Consider the following 16,611-nt stretch of genomic DNA (forward strand, 5'->3'; position numbering starts at 1 on the left):
GAAGGCGGGCGTCGGGCGTGGCGGTGCAGGAGGCTGGACGGGGCAGCGCGGCGGTGGGCGCGCACGGAGGTGGCTGCGCCTGTGGGGACTGTCCGCACGGGGCGCGGGCGGGGCATCGGCGCGCGGTCGCCGAATTCCTGCTGAAACGGGACGAATTCGCGGCCGGTCAAGGACTCCCCGCCGCGGTGGCCCACTCGGCCTCGGCCTCCCGGCAGTGGGTCTCCGAGGAACTGACCCAGTCGGCGGAACTCGTCGCCGAGCGGGGGCGCGCCGAGGGGGAGGCGTGGCTGGCGCGGCTGTGGTCACGCACGACGGGGGCCGTCTGGGGTCTCGTCGTCGCGCTGCTGCTGGTGCAGGCATTCACGGCCATCGGCACGGGGTGGACGTCGGCGCGTACGGCCGGGCTGCTGGCGGCGCTGGTGACGGCCGGGGCCCTCACGGCCGCCTCGTGGTTCCACCGGGCGCGCGGCGGGGCGCTGGCTCCGATCATCGGTGAGGACAACCGGCTGTCCACGTCGCGTGCGGTGGCCGCGGCCTGGGTGCTGTTCGTCGCCTACGCCGTGCTGGTGCTGGTCGGTCAGCTCGCGGCGGCGTCCGGGCACCGTGAGCGCGACGCGTTGATCGCCGGTCTTGAACTCGGGCGGGGTGCCGGTGTGGTGACCGTGCTCGCCGTGGTCTGTGCCATCGCGGTGCTGGTGCGGCGGGTCGTCGGGGTGCGGGTGCTAGGGCAACGCCTCCAGAAGGTACGGGCCCATCGGCCTCGGGCGGCGGACCTGCTGACGGACGACGCGGGACGGGGCACCTTCGCCGACATCCAGTACGTCGTGATCAGCGGGGTGGCACTGCTGTTCGCGGCGGTGCGGTTGGCTCGGCGGCCGGATCAGCTGCCCGATCTGCCGTGGGGACTGGCGGTGGTGGTGCTGGTCTCCGCGGCGACGTATCTGGCCGGGAAGTACGCCGAGGGAGGTCGGCCGGTGATCCTTTCGGTGGTACGGGCGAGGGAGGCCGGTGACCTGGACGCGCCCATCCGTACGGGTGACGACATCGAGATCCGGGGGGCCGGGTTCGTCCCGCCCGGGGCGCAGGGGGCGGACCGGTTGTCGCGGATGGTGGTGCGGATCGGGACCGTGCATGTGCGGGTGCCGCTGGTGCCGGTGAACGGGGGGTTCAGCAATCCGACGGACGCGGTGCTCATGGTGCCGGTGCCGGCGGATGTGGAGCCGGGGCGGGTGGAGGTGCAGGTGGTCAGTGCGGTGGGGGTGGAGACCAACCGGTACGTGATTGATGTGACCGAGTGACGGGTGCCTCCGGTGGTTGGGCGGGCGATGCCTGCGGCGGCCCGCTGGTGTTCGGCGGGGGTTCGCGTAGCGCCTGAGCGGGCGTTGTGGTCGGGGCCGTGCCGCCGTGGGCGACTGCGGGTGGGTGGGGTGGGTGGGGCTTCTCGCCGGGCGGCTGTTGGCGCCGTGGGGTTTCGCTCGGGCGGGGGTGGTCGGAGAATACGGGGCTGTGACAGGTGAGCGGCGCGGGCGCTGCGTACGTATCGTCTGTTGAGGGGTCACGGCACGGCGGGCGAGAGGCGGCTACGGGCGATGACTCACGGTATGCATTCGGACACGCACTCCCCTTATCTCGACGGCGACCGGAACTGGCGGGACACGGCTTCCCGGTATGCGTTGCTTCCGCTGCGCGTCTTTCTGGGCGTCACCTTTATTTACGCCGGGCTGGACAAGCTGACTGACAGTGCCTTCATGAAGGTCTCCGGTGCGGGATCGGTCGGCGACATGATGCGTGCCGTTCGTGACTCCTCGGCCATTCCGGCCATGGTGGACATGGCCCTGGAGAGTCCCGTCGCGTTTGGCTACGCGATTGCCTTCGGTGAGCTGGCCGTCGGTATCGGAACGTTGATCGGGCTGTTCGCCCGACTGGCGGCGCTCGGTGGGGCCCTCATTTCACTGAGCTTGTGGTTGACGGTGAGCTGGGCCTCCGATCCCTACTACTACGGCAATGACCTGGCTTATCTGATGGCCTGGCTGCCTCTCGTGCTGGCGGGCGCTCCCATGTTGTCCGTGGACGCCGCGCTTCGTGGGCGGCGACGGCAGCGGGCGGGCGGTTACCGGTAGTCGGTGGGGGGTTGGGGGTCCGCGGCGCCGCGCTTGCGTATCCCTCGGGTCAGGACTCCCACCGCGCCTGCCAGACAGAGGCCGCCTATGACCAGAGGGATCACCACGAACCAGGGTGTCTCCCAGGCGCCGCCCGCGTCTCCGGCGTAGATGACGCCCGTGACGGTCAGGAAGGTGCCGGCGACCAGCCTGCCGGGCTGGAACTCATGACGTAGCACGGCTCACCTCCGCCTGTCCCACGCCTACGCTCAGATCGAGGTCCATCGTGCCCGCCTCCTTGGTGCCCGCGGGCGGTGTCAGCGTCAGCTCCTTGTGCTTGCCCGGTGCCACGTCCACGTCCTGCCGGTCGTCGCCCGGCAGCTGGATGTCTCCCACTCCTACGTCGATGCTCAGCTGCACGGTCACGTCCTTGGGGACGATCACCTTCAGGCGGCCCACGCCCACGTCGGCTCTGGTGGTCAAGGTCTTGTCCTCGGCGATGGTCAGGCGGGTCAGATCGAGGGTGCCGACGCCAGTGCCGAGGTCGTACTGCTGCTGTACGTCCGCCACGGCCGCCGGTCGCCAGTCCCGCTCGACCCAGTGGGTGCTGATGTCCTTGGGGAGTGCCGCCGAGGCGGCCAGCAGGCCCGCGGTGACGATCGCCAGGAATATGGAGCCCGCTCCGGTACGGCCCAGGAACGAGCTGACGGCTATGCCCAGGCCGAGGACCAGCAGCGCGCAGGCCAGGCCGGTCTGGAGGGTGGTGCCGAGGGCGTGGTCGTCCCAGGTGGCGCCGGTGCCGAGGGCGCCCGCCAGGAGGGCCAGCAGGAACACCCAGCCGCCGATCCAGCGGGGGCCGCGCGGCTTCGGCTGCGGGGGACGTCGGGCGTGTGTGTCACGGCGGCTGCTCCAGGTGCCGAGGCCGATGTTGACGGCCGCCGCGACATCGCGGTCGCGGGAGTCGCGGGGGCCCCAGAGATAGCCGGTGCCGCCCTCGTGGGTGCCGTCCTTGACGATGGGGTCGCGCCACCAGGAGGGGTAGGCGGCGGGGACCGGTGGGGCCTGGGCCTCCGGTGGGGCGTCGGCGACGGCCTGGGCGGCGAGGGGGTCGGGATCGGGGGTGCCGCGGTGCCGGGACCAGTAGCCGGCGCCTGCTACCAGGACGGAGAGGACGACGGCGAAGGTCAGCACGCCGCCGTTCCTCAGCAGCGTCAGGAACACGCCGCAGCCGACCAGCGCGAACAGCACGGCCGTCAGCGCCTGGCCGTCGACGCGGCCGGTCAGCAGCTTGCGCACCTCGTTCTCGTCCTCGTCGTCGTACGGGACGAAGAGCCAGGCGAAGCCGTAGAAGAGGAGGCCTATGCCACCGGTCGCGGAGAGCACGGCGAGGGTGATCCGGAAGATCACCGGGTCCATGTCGCACTGCCGCCCGAGCCCGGCGCACACGCCGGCCAGCATCTTGTGCCGACGGTCGCGCCGGAACTTGTGCGGCGGGTCGAGTGCCTCCGCTTCCACGCCCGCTTGCTCGGACGCGGCTGCCGGGCCGGACGCGGTGCCCGCGGTGGGCACGGCGTCCGGCTCGGGCACGGAGTCCGCGGCGGGCTGGTGATCTGTCATGTGTCCATGGTGACGGGCGGGTCGGTTCTGCGGGAGTCGGAATGACCCTGGTCGGACCCTGATATCGGCCCTGAGGAGGCGGCGGGGGAAGTGTTCGACGCGGCGGGTGTCGAAGATCAGGGGAGTATCCGGGGTCGACCCTGATGCCCTGGTGCTCCGACCGTGTGAACATCGATGGCATGCCGGAAGCCGCAGCAGCGCCCCTCGTCGAACCGCGGCCGCCGCGCAAGCTCTACCGCAGCAGCGACGGACGCTGGCTCGGGGGCGTGGCGCGGGGGCTCGCCGGGCATCTCGGCCTGCCCGTGATCTGGGTGCGGGTCGTCTTCGTCGGCCTGTTCATGGCGGACGGCCTGGGGGCGCTGCTGTATGCCGCGTTCTGGTTCTTCGTGCCGCTCGGCGTCGGCGGCGTCGGCGCGCAGCGGCCGTCCCCCTTCGCCACCGAGACCGCACCCGACGGCCGGCGCAGACTCGTCGCCCGCAAGCCGGACAAGGGGCAGATCGTCGCGCTGCTCCTCATGGTCGTGGTGGCGATGGTCTTCGTCGGCAGCGTGGACCTGGGCAGCGGCGCCAAGGCCTACCTGCTGCCCGCCGTGCTCGTCGGCGCGGGCGTCGCCCTGGTCTGGCGCCAGGCGGACAACTCCCGGCGGGCCCGCTGGATGGAGGTCGGCCGGCGCCGGCGCACCCTCACTCTGCTGCGTGCCGCGGGCGGCGTCGTGCTGGTCACGGCCGGTGTCTCCGGCATCTTCGTCCTCCAGGGCTCCGCCGCCCATCTCGGCTCCGTTCTTCAGGCGGCCCTGGCGGTCCTCGTGGGGATAACGCTCCTCGCGGGCCCGTATCTGGTCCGGATGACGCAGGACCTGTCCGAGGAACGCCTGATGCGCATCCGCGCCCAGGAGCGCGCCGAGGTCGCCGCGCACGTCCACGACTCGGTGCTGCACACCCTGACCCTGATCCAGCGCAACGCGGAGAACGCGAACGAGGTCCGCCGCCTCGCCCGCGCCCAGGAGCGTGACCTGCGCACCTGGCTCTACAAACCCGAGGGCACCGGCAAGGACGAGGCCGACGAACCCGCCAACCTCGCCGACGCGGTGCGGCGCAACGCCGCCGAGATCGAGGACAAGCACGGCGTCCCCATAGAGGTCGTGGTCGTCGGCGACTGCCCGCTCGACGAGAGAATCGCCGCACAGATGCAGGCCGCGCGCGAGGCGATGGTGAACGCCGCGAAGTACGGTGGCGAGGGCGGCGCCGTGCAGGTCTACGCCGAGGTGGAAGGAAGGACCGTCTTCGTGTCCGTCCGGGACCGCGGTCCGGGCTTCGACCTCGACTCGATACCCGCCGACCGCATGGGCGTCAGAGAATCGATCATCGGCCGTATGGAGCGCAACGGCGGTACGGCCCGGCTTCGGGCGGTACCCGACGGCGGCACGGAGGTCGAGCTGGAGATGGAGAGGGCGGAGAAGACGTCATGAGCGACCCGACCGAGGCGAACGAGCCTGTGGAGTCGACCGGCGGGAGCGCGGTCGAGCGGCATGTGCGCGTGGTCCTCGTCGACGACCACCGGATGTTCCGCACCGGAGTCCAGGCCGAGATCGGCCGGACCGAGCAGACCGGCGTCGAGGTCGTCGGGGAGGCCGACGACGTCGACCAGGCGGTCACCGTCATCACCGCCACACGGCCCGAGGTCGTCCTCCTGGACGTGCACCTCCCGGGTGGCGGCGGGGTCGAAGTCCTGCGCCGCTGCGCCCCGTTGATGGCGGACCCCGAGCAGCCCGTCCGCTTCCTCGCCCTGTCCGTCTCGGACGCGGCGGAGGATGTGATCGGGGTGATCCGGGGCGGTGCGCGCGGGTACGTGACGAAGACGATCACCGGCACCGACCTGGTCGACTCCATCTTCCGGGTCCAGGACGGCGACGCGGTGTTCTCGCCGCGCCTCGCCGGGTTTGTCCTGGACGCCTTCGCCTCGACGGACGCACCGCCGGTCGACGAGGACCTCGACCGGCTCACCCAGCGCGAGCGGGAGGTGCTGCGGCTCATCGCGCGGGGGTACGCGTACAAGGAGATCGCCAAGCAGCTGTTCATCTCCGTCAAGACGGTCGAGTCGCATGTGTCGGCGGTGCTGCGGAAGCTCCAGCTGTCCAACCGGCATGAGCTGACCCGGTGGGCGACGGCGCGGCGTCTGGTGTGAGACCGGGCCCCGGTGCGCCGGGGTGTCGGGGTGCCGGGGCCTCCGAGGTCACGCGACCCGTGTGGCTCCGGCGAACGGCATCTCGTCGAGCGGGGCCACGCGGACCGGGGCCGAGGGGTTCGGGGCGTGGATCATCTGGCCGTTGCCGATGTAGAGACCCACGTGACTGATGCCGGAGTAGAAGAACACCAGGTCGCCGGGGAGCAGTTCGGAGCGGGAGACGCGGCGGCCGGCGTCGATCTGGGCGTAGGTCGTGCGGGGGAGGGAGAGACCGGCCGAGCGGTAGGCGGCCTGGGTGAGGCCGGAGCAGTCGAAGGCGTCGGGGCCGGTCGCGCCCCAGACGTAAGGGCTGCCGAGCTTTGAGTAGGCGTACGAAACGGCCGCCGCCGCACGGGAGTTGGGTGCCTGGGCCGTGGCCGATCCGGGGGCCGTAAGGGCGTCGCGGCTGCCGGTCGAGGATCGGGCGGCGCGGTCCGTGCCGTTCGCCTGCAGCCGGGCGCGCTCCTCGGTGGTCAGCTGGGCGAGCAGAGTGCGGGCGGTGTCCAGTTTGCCGTTGACCGTCCTGCTGTGGCGTCGCAGTTCCGCCTGGCGGGACTTCAGGGAGGTCAGTTCGATGTGGGCCGCCCCACGCAGCTGCTCGATCTCGCGCAGTTGGCTGCGGACGCTCGCGACGGACGCCGCCTGACGGTTGCCGGTGCGTTCGGCGAACTCCGCTCCGTCGAGGTAGCGGTCGGGGTCGGCGGAAAGAGCGAGCCGGAGGGCCGGGTCGAGGCCGCCGTCGCGGTACTGCGCCGCGGCCATCGAACCGAGCTTCTCCCGGGCCGAGTTGAGCTTCTCCGTCTTGCGGGCTGCCTCGTCCTGCAGCGTCCTGATCCGCCGCTCGGCCGCGTTCGCCTGCTCCTTCGCGCCGTTGTACTTCTCGGTCGCGACCTCCGCCTCCTGGTACAGCTTGTCCACCTTCGCCTTCACCTGCGCCGGAGTCAGCTGCGGCTCGGCATGTCCGGTCCCGTCGAAGCCCGTCGCCGTCGCCGCGCCCGCCAGGGCGATCGTCCATGCCGTGCGGGCCGTACTGCCGCCGGCCGAGCGCTGACGGGGTTTTCGGTGCGCTGCCACGTGGACTTGCACGTCCTTTCGTACGACCGCCTCGTCCCGTACGTCCGCCAGGGCGGTGGCCGTACGGCCGTCCCCGGAGGAAGCGGGCCGCCCTTGGGGGAGCGGCGGGCGTACGAGCGCCTGGGGGTGCGGACGTACGGCCGCCCGGGGGCGGGTCACGCGTCCGGCGGCGGCCTGCACAGGGGGAGCGGGCCGCCGCCGGACTTTCTCGGCGGTGGTGTCCGACTGCCGCCCCTGGCCCGGGCGGCGGTGGGGAGCCGGTCACCTGGTGGAGGACGCTAAACCTCTGTGTGTCGGGCCGGTAACGCGTTGTGCGGAAGTGCCGGGAGCAGACCGGGGGATGACCGTAAGTGAGCGTGATCCCCGGTTGGGGGCGTCGTGTTCACGCTGTGTGCTGACCGATGTGGCGAAATGGGGGGTGGGGCGAGGCGATCGGGTGCTATGGGGCGCATATATGCATGATCGAGAGGGGTGGGTGGGGCGAGTGGGGTAGTTGGGGTGCGGTGGTGGGGGTGTCGGTGGGGCTGGTTAGGCTCCGGCGTTATGGACGTACTCATCCACCTTTTCGTCGGCCTGCACATCATCGGTATCGCCGCCCTGCTCGGTGGCTTCCTCACCCAGATGAAGGCGATGGGCCAGGGCACCGCCCGGTTCGTCCCCGCGATGCTGCACGGCGCGCTGACCATGCTGGTCACCGGGGTGATCCTCGTCGGCCTCAATCAGGCGGACGACCAGCCCGTCGACAACGTCAAGATCGGCGTGAAACTGGCGCTGCTGGTCGTGATCCTCGGGCTCGTGTACGTCAAGCGGGACGAGGAGACGGTGGACAAGCGGCTGTTCGGGGTGGTGGGGCTGCTGACCGTGGCGAACATCTTCATCGCCGTGTTGTGGACGTGACGTCCGTCCCGGAGGTCCTGGCTCCGGCTCCGGTGGTGGAGCCCGGGTGGGCGTAGGCCCAGACCGCGCCTGCCGTGACCACCAGCCAGGCCGCCACCGCGATCCACATCAGTGCCTCGCCGGGGCCGTCGAGCCAGGGGACGTCCAGGGCGGTGGCGACGGAGAGGGTCGCCGCGGCCGTCATGCCGAGGGGGAACACGGTCGCCCAACGCCGTATGTCGTAGCGCGGCCGTGGCCAGGCGATCTCGGCCAGCAGCAGGGCGGCGTACCAGGCCAGGTCCAGCACCAGCAGGGCGACGGTCACCGTGTGCAGGGTGCTGGTGTCGTCGTCGTTCCAGAGGTACAGGCGGGCGCTGTCGGCGGCGAAGAGCTTCGAGCCGGCGAGCGCGGAGATGGCGAGGGCACCGCCCGCCACCCAGTGGTCGCCGGCGCCGTGGGCCACCTGCCGTAGGTCGAAGCGGGTCAGGGCGACGACGTAGAGCACCAGGCCGAGCCAGAACAGTACGAGGGCCGCGTGGGCGAGCCACGCCGAGGCCTCGGTCACGGCGAGCGTCGCGCCCAGGACGGCGAGGCCCTCTGTGGCCACGCAGCCCAGGAACACGGCGCCCGGCATGCCGCGGTGCCAGTGGCGTACGACGGCGACGAGGAGGCCCGGCCACAGGACGGCGGCGAGGGCCAGGAGGGCCTTGGCGAGGGTCTGCCAGCCGAGGACGCTGAAGCGGGTGCCCAGGACGGTCGTCGCGGCGATGGCGGTCAGGGCGGCCGGGGTGGCTGCCTCCTTCACCCACCTCGCGCGGTCCCACAGGAGGCGTGCGGTGAAGTCGGCGGCGAGGGCGAGCCAGGTTACGGAGGCCAGGGCGAGGGCGAGGCGGGAGAGGGTTTCGTAGCCGGTCTGGTGCAGGGTGACCGACAGGATGCCGGTGGCCATGACCGCGGCGCCGGCTGTGGGGGGACGTCGCGACCACCAGGTGTGGAGGGGGGATGTGGGGGTGGTGGTGGCGGGCATGCGTCGATGCTAGGAGGGGGGTGGGGGTCGGGGGGTGGGGCACGCCGGTTGCCTCCGGCGGTTTGGCCGGTATGCCTGCGGGTGCCCCCGGCGGTATGGCGGGGGTGCCTGCGGCGGCCTGTCGCGGTGGGTGGAGGTGCGCGTAGCGCCTTGCGGTGCGTTGCGGGGGGCGGGGCCGCGTCGGGGGGTGTCCGTCCTCGGTCGGGCGGTTGCCGTGGCTCCAGAGGTGCTGTTTGTTGACGCCCGCCGCTGCCGGCGGACACCCCCGACGCGGCCCCCTGTCGCCGCACGCGGCTGCGGCGCCGCCGGGGGTTCCGGATGGCCTTCGGTGTGTGGCGTCCTACGCCGGGCGTACGACGCTGTGGATCGATGACTCGCCGTCGTAGTAGATCGACTCCTCGCGGACGTACGCGCCGGGCTTGGGGGCGTGGATCATCATGCCGTTGCCGATGTAGATGCCTACGTGGGTGACGTCGTCGTAGAAGAAGACCAGGTCACCGGGCTGGGCGCTGGAGAGCGGGACCGTGGTGCCGGCGTTGACCTGGTCGTAAGTGACGCGGGGGATGTCGACGCCGGCGGCCTTCCAGGCGGCCTGGGTGAGGCCGGAGCAGTCGTAGGAGTCGGGGCCGGTGGCGCCCCAGACGTATGGCTTGCCTATCTGGGAGCGGGCGAAGGCCAGGGCCTTTTCGGCCTTGGTGGCGTACGAGGAGTCCGAGGAGGAGTCCGAGGAGGACGAGTCGGCCGGGGGCTCGGTGCTCTCCTGCTGTTGTGCCGCTTCCTGGCGTTGGCGCTCGGCCTCTGCCTGCTGGCGGGCCAGTTCCTCTGCCTTGCGGGCGGCCTCTTCCTGCTTGCGCTTCTCGATCGCGGCGAGGCGGGCCTTTTCCTCGGCCGTCAGCTTCGAGAGGAGTTGGCGGGCGTCGGCGAGCTTCGTCTGGACGGTGGCCTTGGCGGACCGAAGGTCGTTCTGCGACTCGGTGAGCGTTTCGAGGCTTTTGGCGGCCTCCTGGCGCTTCTTCATCGTCGCGGACTGCTGGGTGAAGTATTCGTCGACCGCCTCCTTTTGACGGCCCGTCATGCGGTCCATCAGCTGGGACTGGTCGAAGTAGTCCTGCGGGGTGTCCGCGAGGAGGAAGGTGGCCGTGTCGGGGGCGGCCGCTCCCGTTCGGTACTGGGCGGCTGCGTTGCGGCCGAGTTCCTCGCGGGCGTCGTTGAGGGTCTGGGTGCGCTCGGCGACGTCGTCGAGGAGGGTGTCGACGCGCTTGCGCTGCTTCGCGGTCTTCTCCTTGGCCGCGTTGTACTTCTCGGTCGCCGACTCCGCCTGGCGGTAGAGGTCGTCGACCTTCTTCTCGACCTCTTCGAGGCTCGGCTTGTCGTCCGTGGACGGGTTCGCGTTGGCCGTCTGGGACAGCAGGGCCACGGACGTGAGGGCCGCCGTGGCGAGGGCGGGGGTCCGTATGCCTGCTACGCGCGTACCTGCGGGACGCGACTTGCGGTGCGACGCCAAGGGAGGCGACTCCTTCCGTGCTCCGCCTACCGAGTTAGCTGTCGGGTTCGGGCGGGTGGTTCGGAAGGGTTGCCCTACGGCTCGGAAATCCGGCCGATTCACCCCAAGTTCGGTGGGTCCCCGGCTCCGGGCCCCACGGGGCGTACCGGACTCGGCGGAGGCCGCGCGGCCCGGCGACGTTCGCCGGTGGGGGTCGTACGGCCTGCCCGGCACGGTAGCCAACTCGTGTGGCCCCTGTGAAGGTTGATGTTCGATATGCCCGATACATTTTCGTGACCTGGGGGAGGTGTATCGCGGGCGGAGGTCGGTTTGGGGGTGATTGGTGGAGTGTGGGGTGCTTGGCGAGTTGGTCGCTGAGGGTGATTGCCGGGTGCTGGAGGGTGAGGGGTGGGGCGGTGTCGGGGATTGGTTCGGGCGAGGTTCTCGGGGTGGCGGCGGGCTGTCAGTGGGGCGCCCTAGACTCGGAGAGCGATGAGCAGCCTCTTTGACGACAGCTTCCTGGCGGACCTCCAGGCCCCACGGGCCCACGAGGAGCACCCGCCACCGCCCGAGGACGATCACGCTCCGGAACCGGTTCCGGACGATCTGTTCGGTGGGAAGTTCGACGTGCCGCCGGACCGGGACGCCTACTACCGTGACGGCGCCCCGCGCCCGGCCCTCGACGCCGCCGCGCTGCTGGAGGGGCTGAACGAGAACCAGCGTGCGGCCGTCGTCCACTCCGGCAGCCCGCTGCTCATCGTGGCCGGCGCCGGGTCCGGCAAGACACGTGTGCTCACCCATCGCATCGCCCATCTGCTGGCCGAGCGGAGCGTGCATCCGGGGCAGATCCTCGCGATCACCTTCACCAACAAGGCCGCGGGCGAGATGAAGGAGCGCGTCGAGCAGCTCGTCGGGCCGCGGGCGAACGCGATGTGGGTGATGACCTTCCACAGCTCGTGCGTGCGCATCCTGCGGCGGGAGAGCAAGAGGCTCGGGTTCACCTCGTCGTTCTCGATCTATGACGCTGCCGACAGCAAGCGGCTGATGGCGCTCGTGTGCCGGGACCTGGATCTTGATCCGAAGAGGTTTCCGCCCAAGTCCTTCAGCGCCAAGATCAGCAATCTGAAGAACGAGCTGATCGACGAGGAGGACTTCGCCGCGCAGGCCACGGACGGCTTCGAGAAGACGCTCGCGCAGGCGTACGCCCTGTACCAGTCGCGGCTGCGGGAGGCCAACGCCCTCGACTTCGACGACCTGATCATGACGACGGTCAATCTGCTGCGGGCCTTCCCGGACGTCGCCGAGCACTACCGCCGACGTTTCCGCCATGTGCTGGTGGACGAGTACCAGGACACCAACCACGCCCAGTACGCGCTGGTGCGCGAGCTCGTCGGGACCAGTGAGCACCCCGTCGACGTGCCGCCCAGCGAGTACGACGTCCCGCCCGCCGAGCTGTGTGTCGTGGGTGACGCCGACCAGTCGATCTACGCCTTCCGGGGTGCGACGATCCGCAACATCCTCCAGTTCGAGGAGGACTACCCGGACGCGACGACCATCCTGCTGGAGCAGAACTACCGCTCCAGCCAGACGATCCTGAGCGCCGCCAACGCCGTCATCGAGCGCAACGAGTCCCGCAGGCCCAAGAACCTGTGGACCAACGCGGGCGCGGGCGCGCGTATCACCGGGTATGTCGCGGACACCGAGCACGACGAGGCGCAGTTCGTCGCCGACGAGATAGACCGACTGACGGACGCGGGGGACGCGAAGGCCGGCGACGTCGCCGTCTTCTACCGGACGAACGCGCAGTCCCGTGTCTTCGAGGAAGTCTTCATCCGCGTCGGGCTGCCCTACAAGGTCGTCGGCGGGGTCCGGTTCTACGAGCGCAAGGAGGTCCGCGATGTGCTGGCCTACCTGCGGGTGCTGGCCAACCCCGAGGACTCCGTGCCGCTGCGGCGGATTCTGAACGTGCCCAAGCGGGGCATCGGTGACCGTGCCGAGGCCATGATCGACGCCCTTTCACAGAGGGAGAAGATCAGTTTTCCGCAGGCGCTGCGGCGCGTGGACGAGGCGTACGGCATGGCCGCGCGGTCGACCAACGCCGTCAAGCGGTTCAACACGCTGATGGAGGAGCTCCGTACGGTCGTCGAGTCCGGGGCTGGTCCCGCCACCATCCTGGAGGCGGTCCTGGAGCGGACCGGCTACCTCGCCGAGCTGCAGGCTTCCACGGATCCTCAGGACGAGACCCGGATCGAGAACCTTCAGGAACTCGCGGCCGTCGCCCTGGAGTTCGAGCAGGAGTCGGGCGAGGGCGAGACCTCCGGCGGTCTCGCGGAGTTCCTGGAGCGGGTCGCCCTCGTCGCCGACTCCGACCAGATCCCCGACGAGGACGAGGACGGCTCCGGCGTCATCACCCTGATGACCCTCCACACCGCCAAGGGCCTGGAGTTCCCGGTCGTCTTCCTCACCGGCATGGAGGACGGCGTCTTCCCGCACATGCGCGCCCTCGGCCAGGCCAAGGAGCTGGAGGAGGAGCGGCGGCTCGCGTATGTCGGCATCACGCGTGCGCGTGAGCGGCTCTATCTCACGCGGTCGGCGATGCGCAGCGCCTGGGGACAGCCGTCGTACAACCCGCCGTCCCGGTTCCTGGAGGAGATCCCCGCCCAGCACGTGGACTGGAAGCGGACGGGGGCGACCTCGCCGGTGTCCTCCGGTCCCGCGTCCGCGGTGGCCGCCTCGCTGTCCTCGTCCCGCTCGCGCTCCTCGGCCTCGGGCGCGTCCGGTTTCGCCACCCGCCGTACGTCGGAGAAGCCCGTCGTCCAACTGGCTGTCGGGGACCGGGTCACGCACGACCAGTTCGGGCTCGGCACCGTGATGGCCGTGAAGGGAACCGGCGCGAACGCCGAGGCGACGATCGACTTCGGGGAGACCAAGCCGAAGCGGTTGCTGCTGCGGTACGCGCCGGTGGAGAAGTTGTAGGACGGGCAAGCGTGCGCCCCCGCTGACGGGCGGGGGCGTGCGGCATGCGGGGAAGGCGGTTTGCGGTCGGTCCGGTGGTCGGCGTCGTCTGCTGACGGCCGGTCGGTTACGTCGGGTCCAGACCGTGACTGCGCAGCCACGGCAGCGGGTCTATGGCCGAGCCCCCGCCCGGGCGGACCTCGAAGTGCAGGTGCGGGCCGGTCGAGTTGCCGGAGTTGCCGGAGTACGCGATCGGGTCGCCGGCCTTGACCGTCGTACCGGAGGCGACGCGGTAGCTGGAGAGGTGGCAGTACCACGTCTCCGTGCCGTCCTTCGCGGTCACGATCATCATGTTGCCGTAGGCGCTGTTCCACTGCGTCCGCACGGTGCCGTCGGTCGCGGCCATCACCGTCGTGCCGTACGAGACGGGGAAGTCGATGCCGGTGTGCACGGACATCCAGTTGATGCCGGACTGACCGAAATAGGCGCTGAGGCCGTGGTTCGCGACCGGGATCGCGAACTTCGGGCGCAGCCGCTCCTTGCGGGCGGCCTCCTCGGCGGCCTTGCGCTTCTCTGCCGCCTGCTGGGCCTTGAGGTCGATGCGCTCCTGCGTACGGCTGGCCCGGTCGGCGAAGTCGTCGGCGCCGGCGGAGAGGCTCTCGAGCTGGGTGTCCAGCTTGTTGTTCGCGGCGGACGGTTTCACGGCCTCGCTGTCCGAGGCGAGCGTGGAGGCGTCCTTGTCGTCGGTCAGGGTGCCGACGGAGGCGGCGGCGATGCCGGCGACGCCCATCACACAGGCGGAAGGCACGGCGACCGTCAGCAGCGCGGAGCGCTTGGGGGGCGTACGGCGGCGGGAGCGCGAGCCGCTGCGGGACGCCGCGCGCGGGGAGGGGGCCGGAGCGGTCTCCTCCTGGTCGTCAAGGAGCGGCGCCGCGGCGGGGAGTTCGCCGGTGGCGGCCGACTCGGCGTCGGGCTGGGCGGGACCGTCGTGCGCCGTCGGGTCGGCGTGTCCTGCGGGGTCGATCTGGTCGAAGTGCGCGGTCGACTGCTGATCGAAGGATTCTGCTGGCTGCTGGTACTCGCCCGTCGCCTGTGCCGTGGTGCCGTCGATTGCGCCGTCGGAGTTCCACTGCGTGGCGTCGTACGCGCCGGTGTCGAAGGACTGCGTGCCCCATTCCCACTGCTGGGTCTGGTCGGCCGGGACGCCGGACTGGTCGGGCTGGGCCCAGGCGGTCGCGTCCCAATGGCCGGACGTGTCGTGGCCGTTGGCCTGCTGAGGGACGAAGGCCAGTCGCTCGTGCTCGGCCGTCCACGCGGTGGTGTCGTACGCGCCGGTGTCGTAGGCGGCGTGGTGCTGGGCCGCGTAGGCGTCGTAGTTCACGGTGTGGTGGCTGCCCGTGGACCACTGCGTGGCGTCGTACGCGCCCGTGGTGTCGCCGGGGAGGCAGCCGAACAGGGGGTCGGCGTCGAAGGTGGTGGTGGCGTGACCGGCGGCGTCGAATCCGGTGGCGTCGTAGGTGCCGTACGTGGTGGAGTCACCGTACTGGGCTTCCTGGGCGCCATAGGACGCGTAGTGCGCCGAGGCGGCGTCGGAAGCCGTGGCCGGGGAGTTCATGGTCCCCGACGGGTGACGATCGTTCACCAACTTCTCTCTCGCCTCGACAACAGGGGCTGCCAGAGCAGTGCGGCGACTGTACCCGGCGGTATGCGGGCACGACAATCTTCGGCAGGTTTCGCGCGCGAAGGAAACGGGCATTCGGCCGTGTTTTGGCGGACTGCGGGCGCGAGTTTGGCCTTGTGTTCGAAGCTTGTTCGATGTCGGTCGGCTGTTCCGGGGCTGTGTGTCGGGTGTGGGCCGAGGGTGAGTCGGGTGAGTCGAGGGGTCGGTCGGGGTGCGTCGTCGGAGGTCGTTACGCCACGGTCAGGCCGTCGGCCCGCGGAGTGGCTTCGGTTCCTGGCGATGCGGTGTCCAGTGCCTGCCGTATCCCGGTCGCCACGGCGGGGTGCACCGGGAGGGCGAGGTGGCCGATGCCGCTCACGCGGACGTTCTGCGCCAGCAGGTCCGGGTGGTCGATGCAGGCCGTCTCCAGCGGGTCCATCAGATGGTCGAGGTCGCTCCAGAAGCTCACGAAGTGCGTACGGCAGCCGGGTGCGGGCCGGGACAGCTCCTCGAGGACCGGTGAGCCGGGGCGCATCTGACGCACGATCGGGTGCGCGTTCGCCAGCGGGGCGACGCGGGTGCCCGAGTGCGGTGTGCCGAGCGTGACCAGGGTGCGGACCCTGAGGTCCCCGCCGAGGCACTGCACGTAGTAGCGCGCTATCAGCCCGCCGAGGCTGTGTCCGACGACATCCACCTGGCTGCTTCCGGTGCGCTCGCAGATCCCCTCTATGTGCCGGCCGAGCAGCTCGGCGGCGGCACGGATGTCGCAGGTCAGCGGGGAGTAGTTGAGCGACTCGACCTGGTGCCTGCCGTGCTGGGCGAGGCTGCGGCGCAGCAGGACGAAGACCGAGCGGTTGTCGATGAAGCCGTGCAGCAGGACGACGGGCGGCCGGGTCCGGGTCGGCAGCGGGGCGGTGTCCCGAGCGGGAAGCATGGGGGTCGTACGGCGCTCCTGGGTGATGCCGGAGGGGTACAGGAGGGCGTGACCGGCGAGGATCGCGATCTCCAGGGCGGTCGCCTTCAGCAGGGCGAGGGAGAGGCCGGCGAGTCTGCTCGGGAGCAGGCGTCGGCAGAGCGGAAGAAAGGGGAGTGCTGCCCCGGTGACCTTCATGGCCGACCTCCTTGTGGCACGCAGGAGGACGGCTCCGGCCCCCGTGTGCCCTCGTGGAAGTCGCGGCGGAGATCGGCCGGCGGAGCATGAGGAAGGCGCGTGGGGTGAGCGAGGCGCGTGCTGTGCTTCGGTCGGGTCGGCCATGGCGCGCCGACGACCTGACGGGGCTCCCTGCCGGTGTGGCGACGAAGCTCCCCGCTTGTCGTGCCTTACCTGCCCTACGTGCCCTACGTGCCCTACGTGCCCTTCGTGCCACCGTCGATGCCGCATCGCCACGGCGCGCGGTCGGCGGCGCGGTGGTGCGACGACCTCGTTGCGGCTCCCTTTGCGCGTGGTCCCGCTGCGACGCGTGCACCGCAGACTCTGCGGCCCGTGTGCCGCAGAGATGTGGAACGGTGCGCGGCGAACGTGTCCCACCGTGTGATTTCCCCCTCTGTCCGCACCGCGAAACTGCCGGTTGCGGGATGCTGGAGATAACGTTCGTT

The 16,611-nt window shown here is 70.8% G+C and carries 13 protein-coding genes and 1 riboswitch; of the genes, 6 read left to right on the forward strand and 7 right to left on the reverse strand.

The genetic code is table 11. The annotated features are described in order from the left end of the window. The first annotated feature begins 17 nt into the window (after nucleotides 1–17). Together AQJ67_RS26620 and AQJ67_RS26625 are read left to right on the forward strand one after the other, a co-directional pair. Nucleotides 18–1,298, forward strand: coding sequence for a hypothetical protein (locus AQJ67_RS26620; protein WP_062721820.1), 1,281 nt, complete (start codon nucleotides 18–20; stop codon nucleotides 1,296–1,298). Between the two features lie 291 nt (nucleotides 1,299–1,589). Next, nucleotides 1,590–2,120, forward strand: coding sequence for a DoxX family protein (locus tag AQJ67_RS26625; RefSeq protein WP_062721821.1), 531 nt, complete (start codon nucleotides 1,590–1,592; stop codon nucleotides 2,118–2,120). Here the strand turns inward: AQJ67_RS26625 and AQJ67_RS26630 are convergent. Then, nucleotides 2,111–2,338 (reverse strand): hypothetical protein, encoded by a 228-nt coding sequence (locus tag AQJ67_RS26630; protein ID WP_062721822.1) that lies wholly within the window; start codon nucleotides 2,336–2,338, stop codon nucleotides 2,111–2,113. The two genes, AQJ67_RS26625 and AQJ67_RS26630, sit on opposite strands and share 10 nt — an antisense overlap. Further along, nucleotides 2,325–3,716 (reverse strand): PspC domain-containing protein, encoded by a 1,392-nt coding sequence (locus AQJ67_RS26635; RefSeq protein WP_062721823.1) that lies wholly within the window; start codon nucleotides 3,714–3,716, stop codon nucleotides 2,325–2,327. Before AQJ67_RS26635 ends, AQJ67_RS26630 begins: the two co-directional genes overlap by 14 nt. 179 nt (nucleotides 3,717–3,895) lie before the next feature. Between AQJ67_RS26635 and AQJ67_RS26640 the strand changes: the two genes are divergently transcribed. Together AQJ67_RS26640 and AQJ67_RS26645 are read left to right on the forward strand one after the other, a co-directional pair. Beyond that, a complete protein-coding gene (locus tag AQJ67_RS26640; protein ID WP_062722059.1) occupies nucleotides 3,896–5,185 on the forward strand; it encodes an ATP-binding protein in 1,290 nt (429 codons plus the stop codon). Further along, nucleotides 5,182–5,901: a LuxR C-terminal-related transcriptional regulator gene (locus AQJ67_RS26645; protein WP_062721824.1), complete on the forward strand. Its 720-nt coding sequence runs from the start codon at nucleotides 5,182–5,184 to the stop codon at nucleotides 5,899–5,901. The genes AQJ67_RS26640 and AQJ67_RS26645 overlap by 4 nt, the downstream gene beginning before the upstream one ends. Before the next feature lie 48 nt (nucleotides 5,902–5,949). Here AQJ67_RS26645 and AQJ67_RS26650 read toward each other — a convergent pair whose 3' ends face one another. Then, nucleotides 5,950–7,014 carry a C40 family peptidase gene (locus tag AQJ67_RS26650; protein WP_062722060.1) on the reverse strand — a complete coding sequence of 355 codons (1,065 nt, stop codon included), beginning with the start codon at nucleotides 7,012–7,014 and terminating at the stop codon, nucleotides 5,950–5,952. A 543-nt stretch (nucleotides 7,015–7,557) separates the two neighbouring features. On the opposite strand from AQJ67_RS26650, the gene AQJ67_RS26655 reads away from it, so the two are divergent. Then, nucleotides 7,558–7,911, forward strand: coding sequence for a hypothetical protein (locus AQJ67_RS26655; protein WP_062721825.1), 354 nt, complete (start codon nucleotides 7,558–7,560; stop codon nucleotides 7,909–7,911). On the opposite strand, the gene AQJ67_RS26660 is transcribed toward AQJ67_RS26655, so the two are convergent. Both AQJ67_RS26660 and AQJ67_RS26665 read right to left on the reverse strand, forming a co-directional pair. Continuing rightward, complete coding sequence (locus tag AQJ67_RS26660) at nucleotides 7,889–8,917, reverse strand: tellurite resistance/C4-dicarboxylate transporter family protein (RefSeq protein ID WP_062721826.1); 1,029 nt, start codon at nucleotides 8,915–8,917, stop codon at nucleotides 7,889–7,891. The genes AQJ67_RS26655 and AQJ67_RS26660 overlap by 23 nt on opposite strands. A 340-nt stretch (nucleotides 8,918–9,257) precedes the next feature. Further along, nucleotides 9,258–10,421: a C40 family peptidase gene (locus tag AQJ67_RS26665; protein ID WP_062721827.1), complete on the reverse strand. Its 1,164-nt coding sequence runs from the start codon at nucleotides 10,419–10,421 to the stop codon at nucleotides 9,258–9,260. An 8-nt stretch (nucleotides 10,422–10,429) separates the two neighbouring features. After that, nucleotides 10,430–10,588: riboswitch (cyclic di-AMP (ydaO/yuaA leader) on the reverse strand. A 304-nt stretch (nucleotides 10,589–10,892) separates the two neighbouring features. On the opposite strand from AQJ67_RS26665, the gene pcrA reads away from it, so the two are divergent. Continuing rightward, a complete protein-coding gene (pcrA, locus tag AQJ67_RS26670) occupies nucleotides 10,893–13,376 on the forward strand; it encodes a DNA helicase PcrA (RefSeq protein WP_062721828.1) in 2,484 nt (827 codons plus the stop codon). A 106-nt stretch (nucleotides 13,377–13,482) separates the two neighbouring features. Here pcrA and AQJ67_RS26675 read toward each other — a convergent pair whose 3' ends face one another. Next, on the reverse strand, nucleotides 13,483–15,111 hold the full coding sequence (locus AQJ67_RS26675; RefSeq protein WP_079056185.1) for a M23 family metallopeptidase: 1,629 nt from the start codon (nucleotides 15,109–15,111) through the stop codon (nucleotides 13,483–13,485). A gap of 154 nt (nucleotides 15,112–15,265) precedes the next feature. Continuing rightward, complete coding sequence (locus tag AQJ67_RS26680) at nucleotides 15,266–16,126, reverse strand: lipase family alpha/beta hydrolase (RefSeq protein ID WP_062721830.1); 861 nt, start codon at nucleotides 16,124–16,126, stop codon at nucleotides 15,266–15,268. Nucleotides 16,127–16,611: the final 485 nt, after the last annotated feature.

Source organism: Streptomyces caeruleatus (assembly GCF_001514235.1).
GTDB lineage: Bacteria > Actinomycetota > Actinomycetes > Streptomycetales > Streptomycetaceae > Streptomyces > Streptomyces caeruleatus.

What these genes read in the sequence shown, in the direction of transcription:
- AQJ67_RS26625 (WP_062721821.1), top strand. Translation starts at nt 1,590, where the DNA reads ATGACTCACGGTATGCATTCGGACACGCACTCCCCTTATCTCGACGGC.
- AQJ67_RS26635 (WP_062721823.1), bottom strand. Translation starts at nt 3,716, where the DNA reads ATGACAGATCACCAGCCCGCCGCGGACTCCGTGCCCGAGCCGGACGCC.
- AQJ67_RS26640 (WP_062722059.1), top strand. Translation starts at nt 3,896, where the DNA reads ATGCCGGAAGCCGCAGCAGCGCCCCTCGTCGAACCGCGGCCGCCGCGC.
- AQJ67_RS26645 (WP_062721824.1), top strand. Translation starts at nt 5,182, where the DNA reads ATGAGCGACCCGACCGAGGCGAACGAGCCTGTGGAGTCGACCGGCGGG.
- AQJ67_RS26655 (WP_062721825.1), top strand. Translation starts at nt 7,558, where the DNA reads ATGGACGTACTCATCCACCTTTTCGTCGGCCTGCACATCATCGGTATC.
- AQJ67_RS26660 (WP_062721826.1), bottom strand. Translation starts at nt 8,917, where the DNA reads ATGCCCGCCACCACCACCCCCACATCCCCCCTCCACACCTGGTGGTCG.
- pcrA (WP_062721828.1), top strand. Translation starts at nt 10,893, where the DNA reads ATGAGCAGCCTCTTTGACGACAGCTTCCTGGCGGACCTCCAGGCCCCA.
- AQJ67_RS26675 (WP_079056185.1), bottom strand. Translation starts at nt 15,111, where the DNA reads ATGCCCGTTTCCTTCGCGCGCGAAACCTGCCGAAGATTGTCGTGCCCG.
- AQJ67_RS26680 (WP_062721830.1), bottom strand. Translation starts at nt 16,126, where the DNA reads ATGAAGGTCACCGGGGCAGCACTCCCCTTTCTTCCGCTCTGCCGACGC.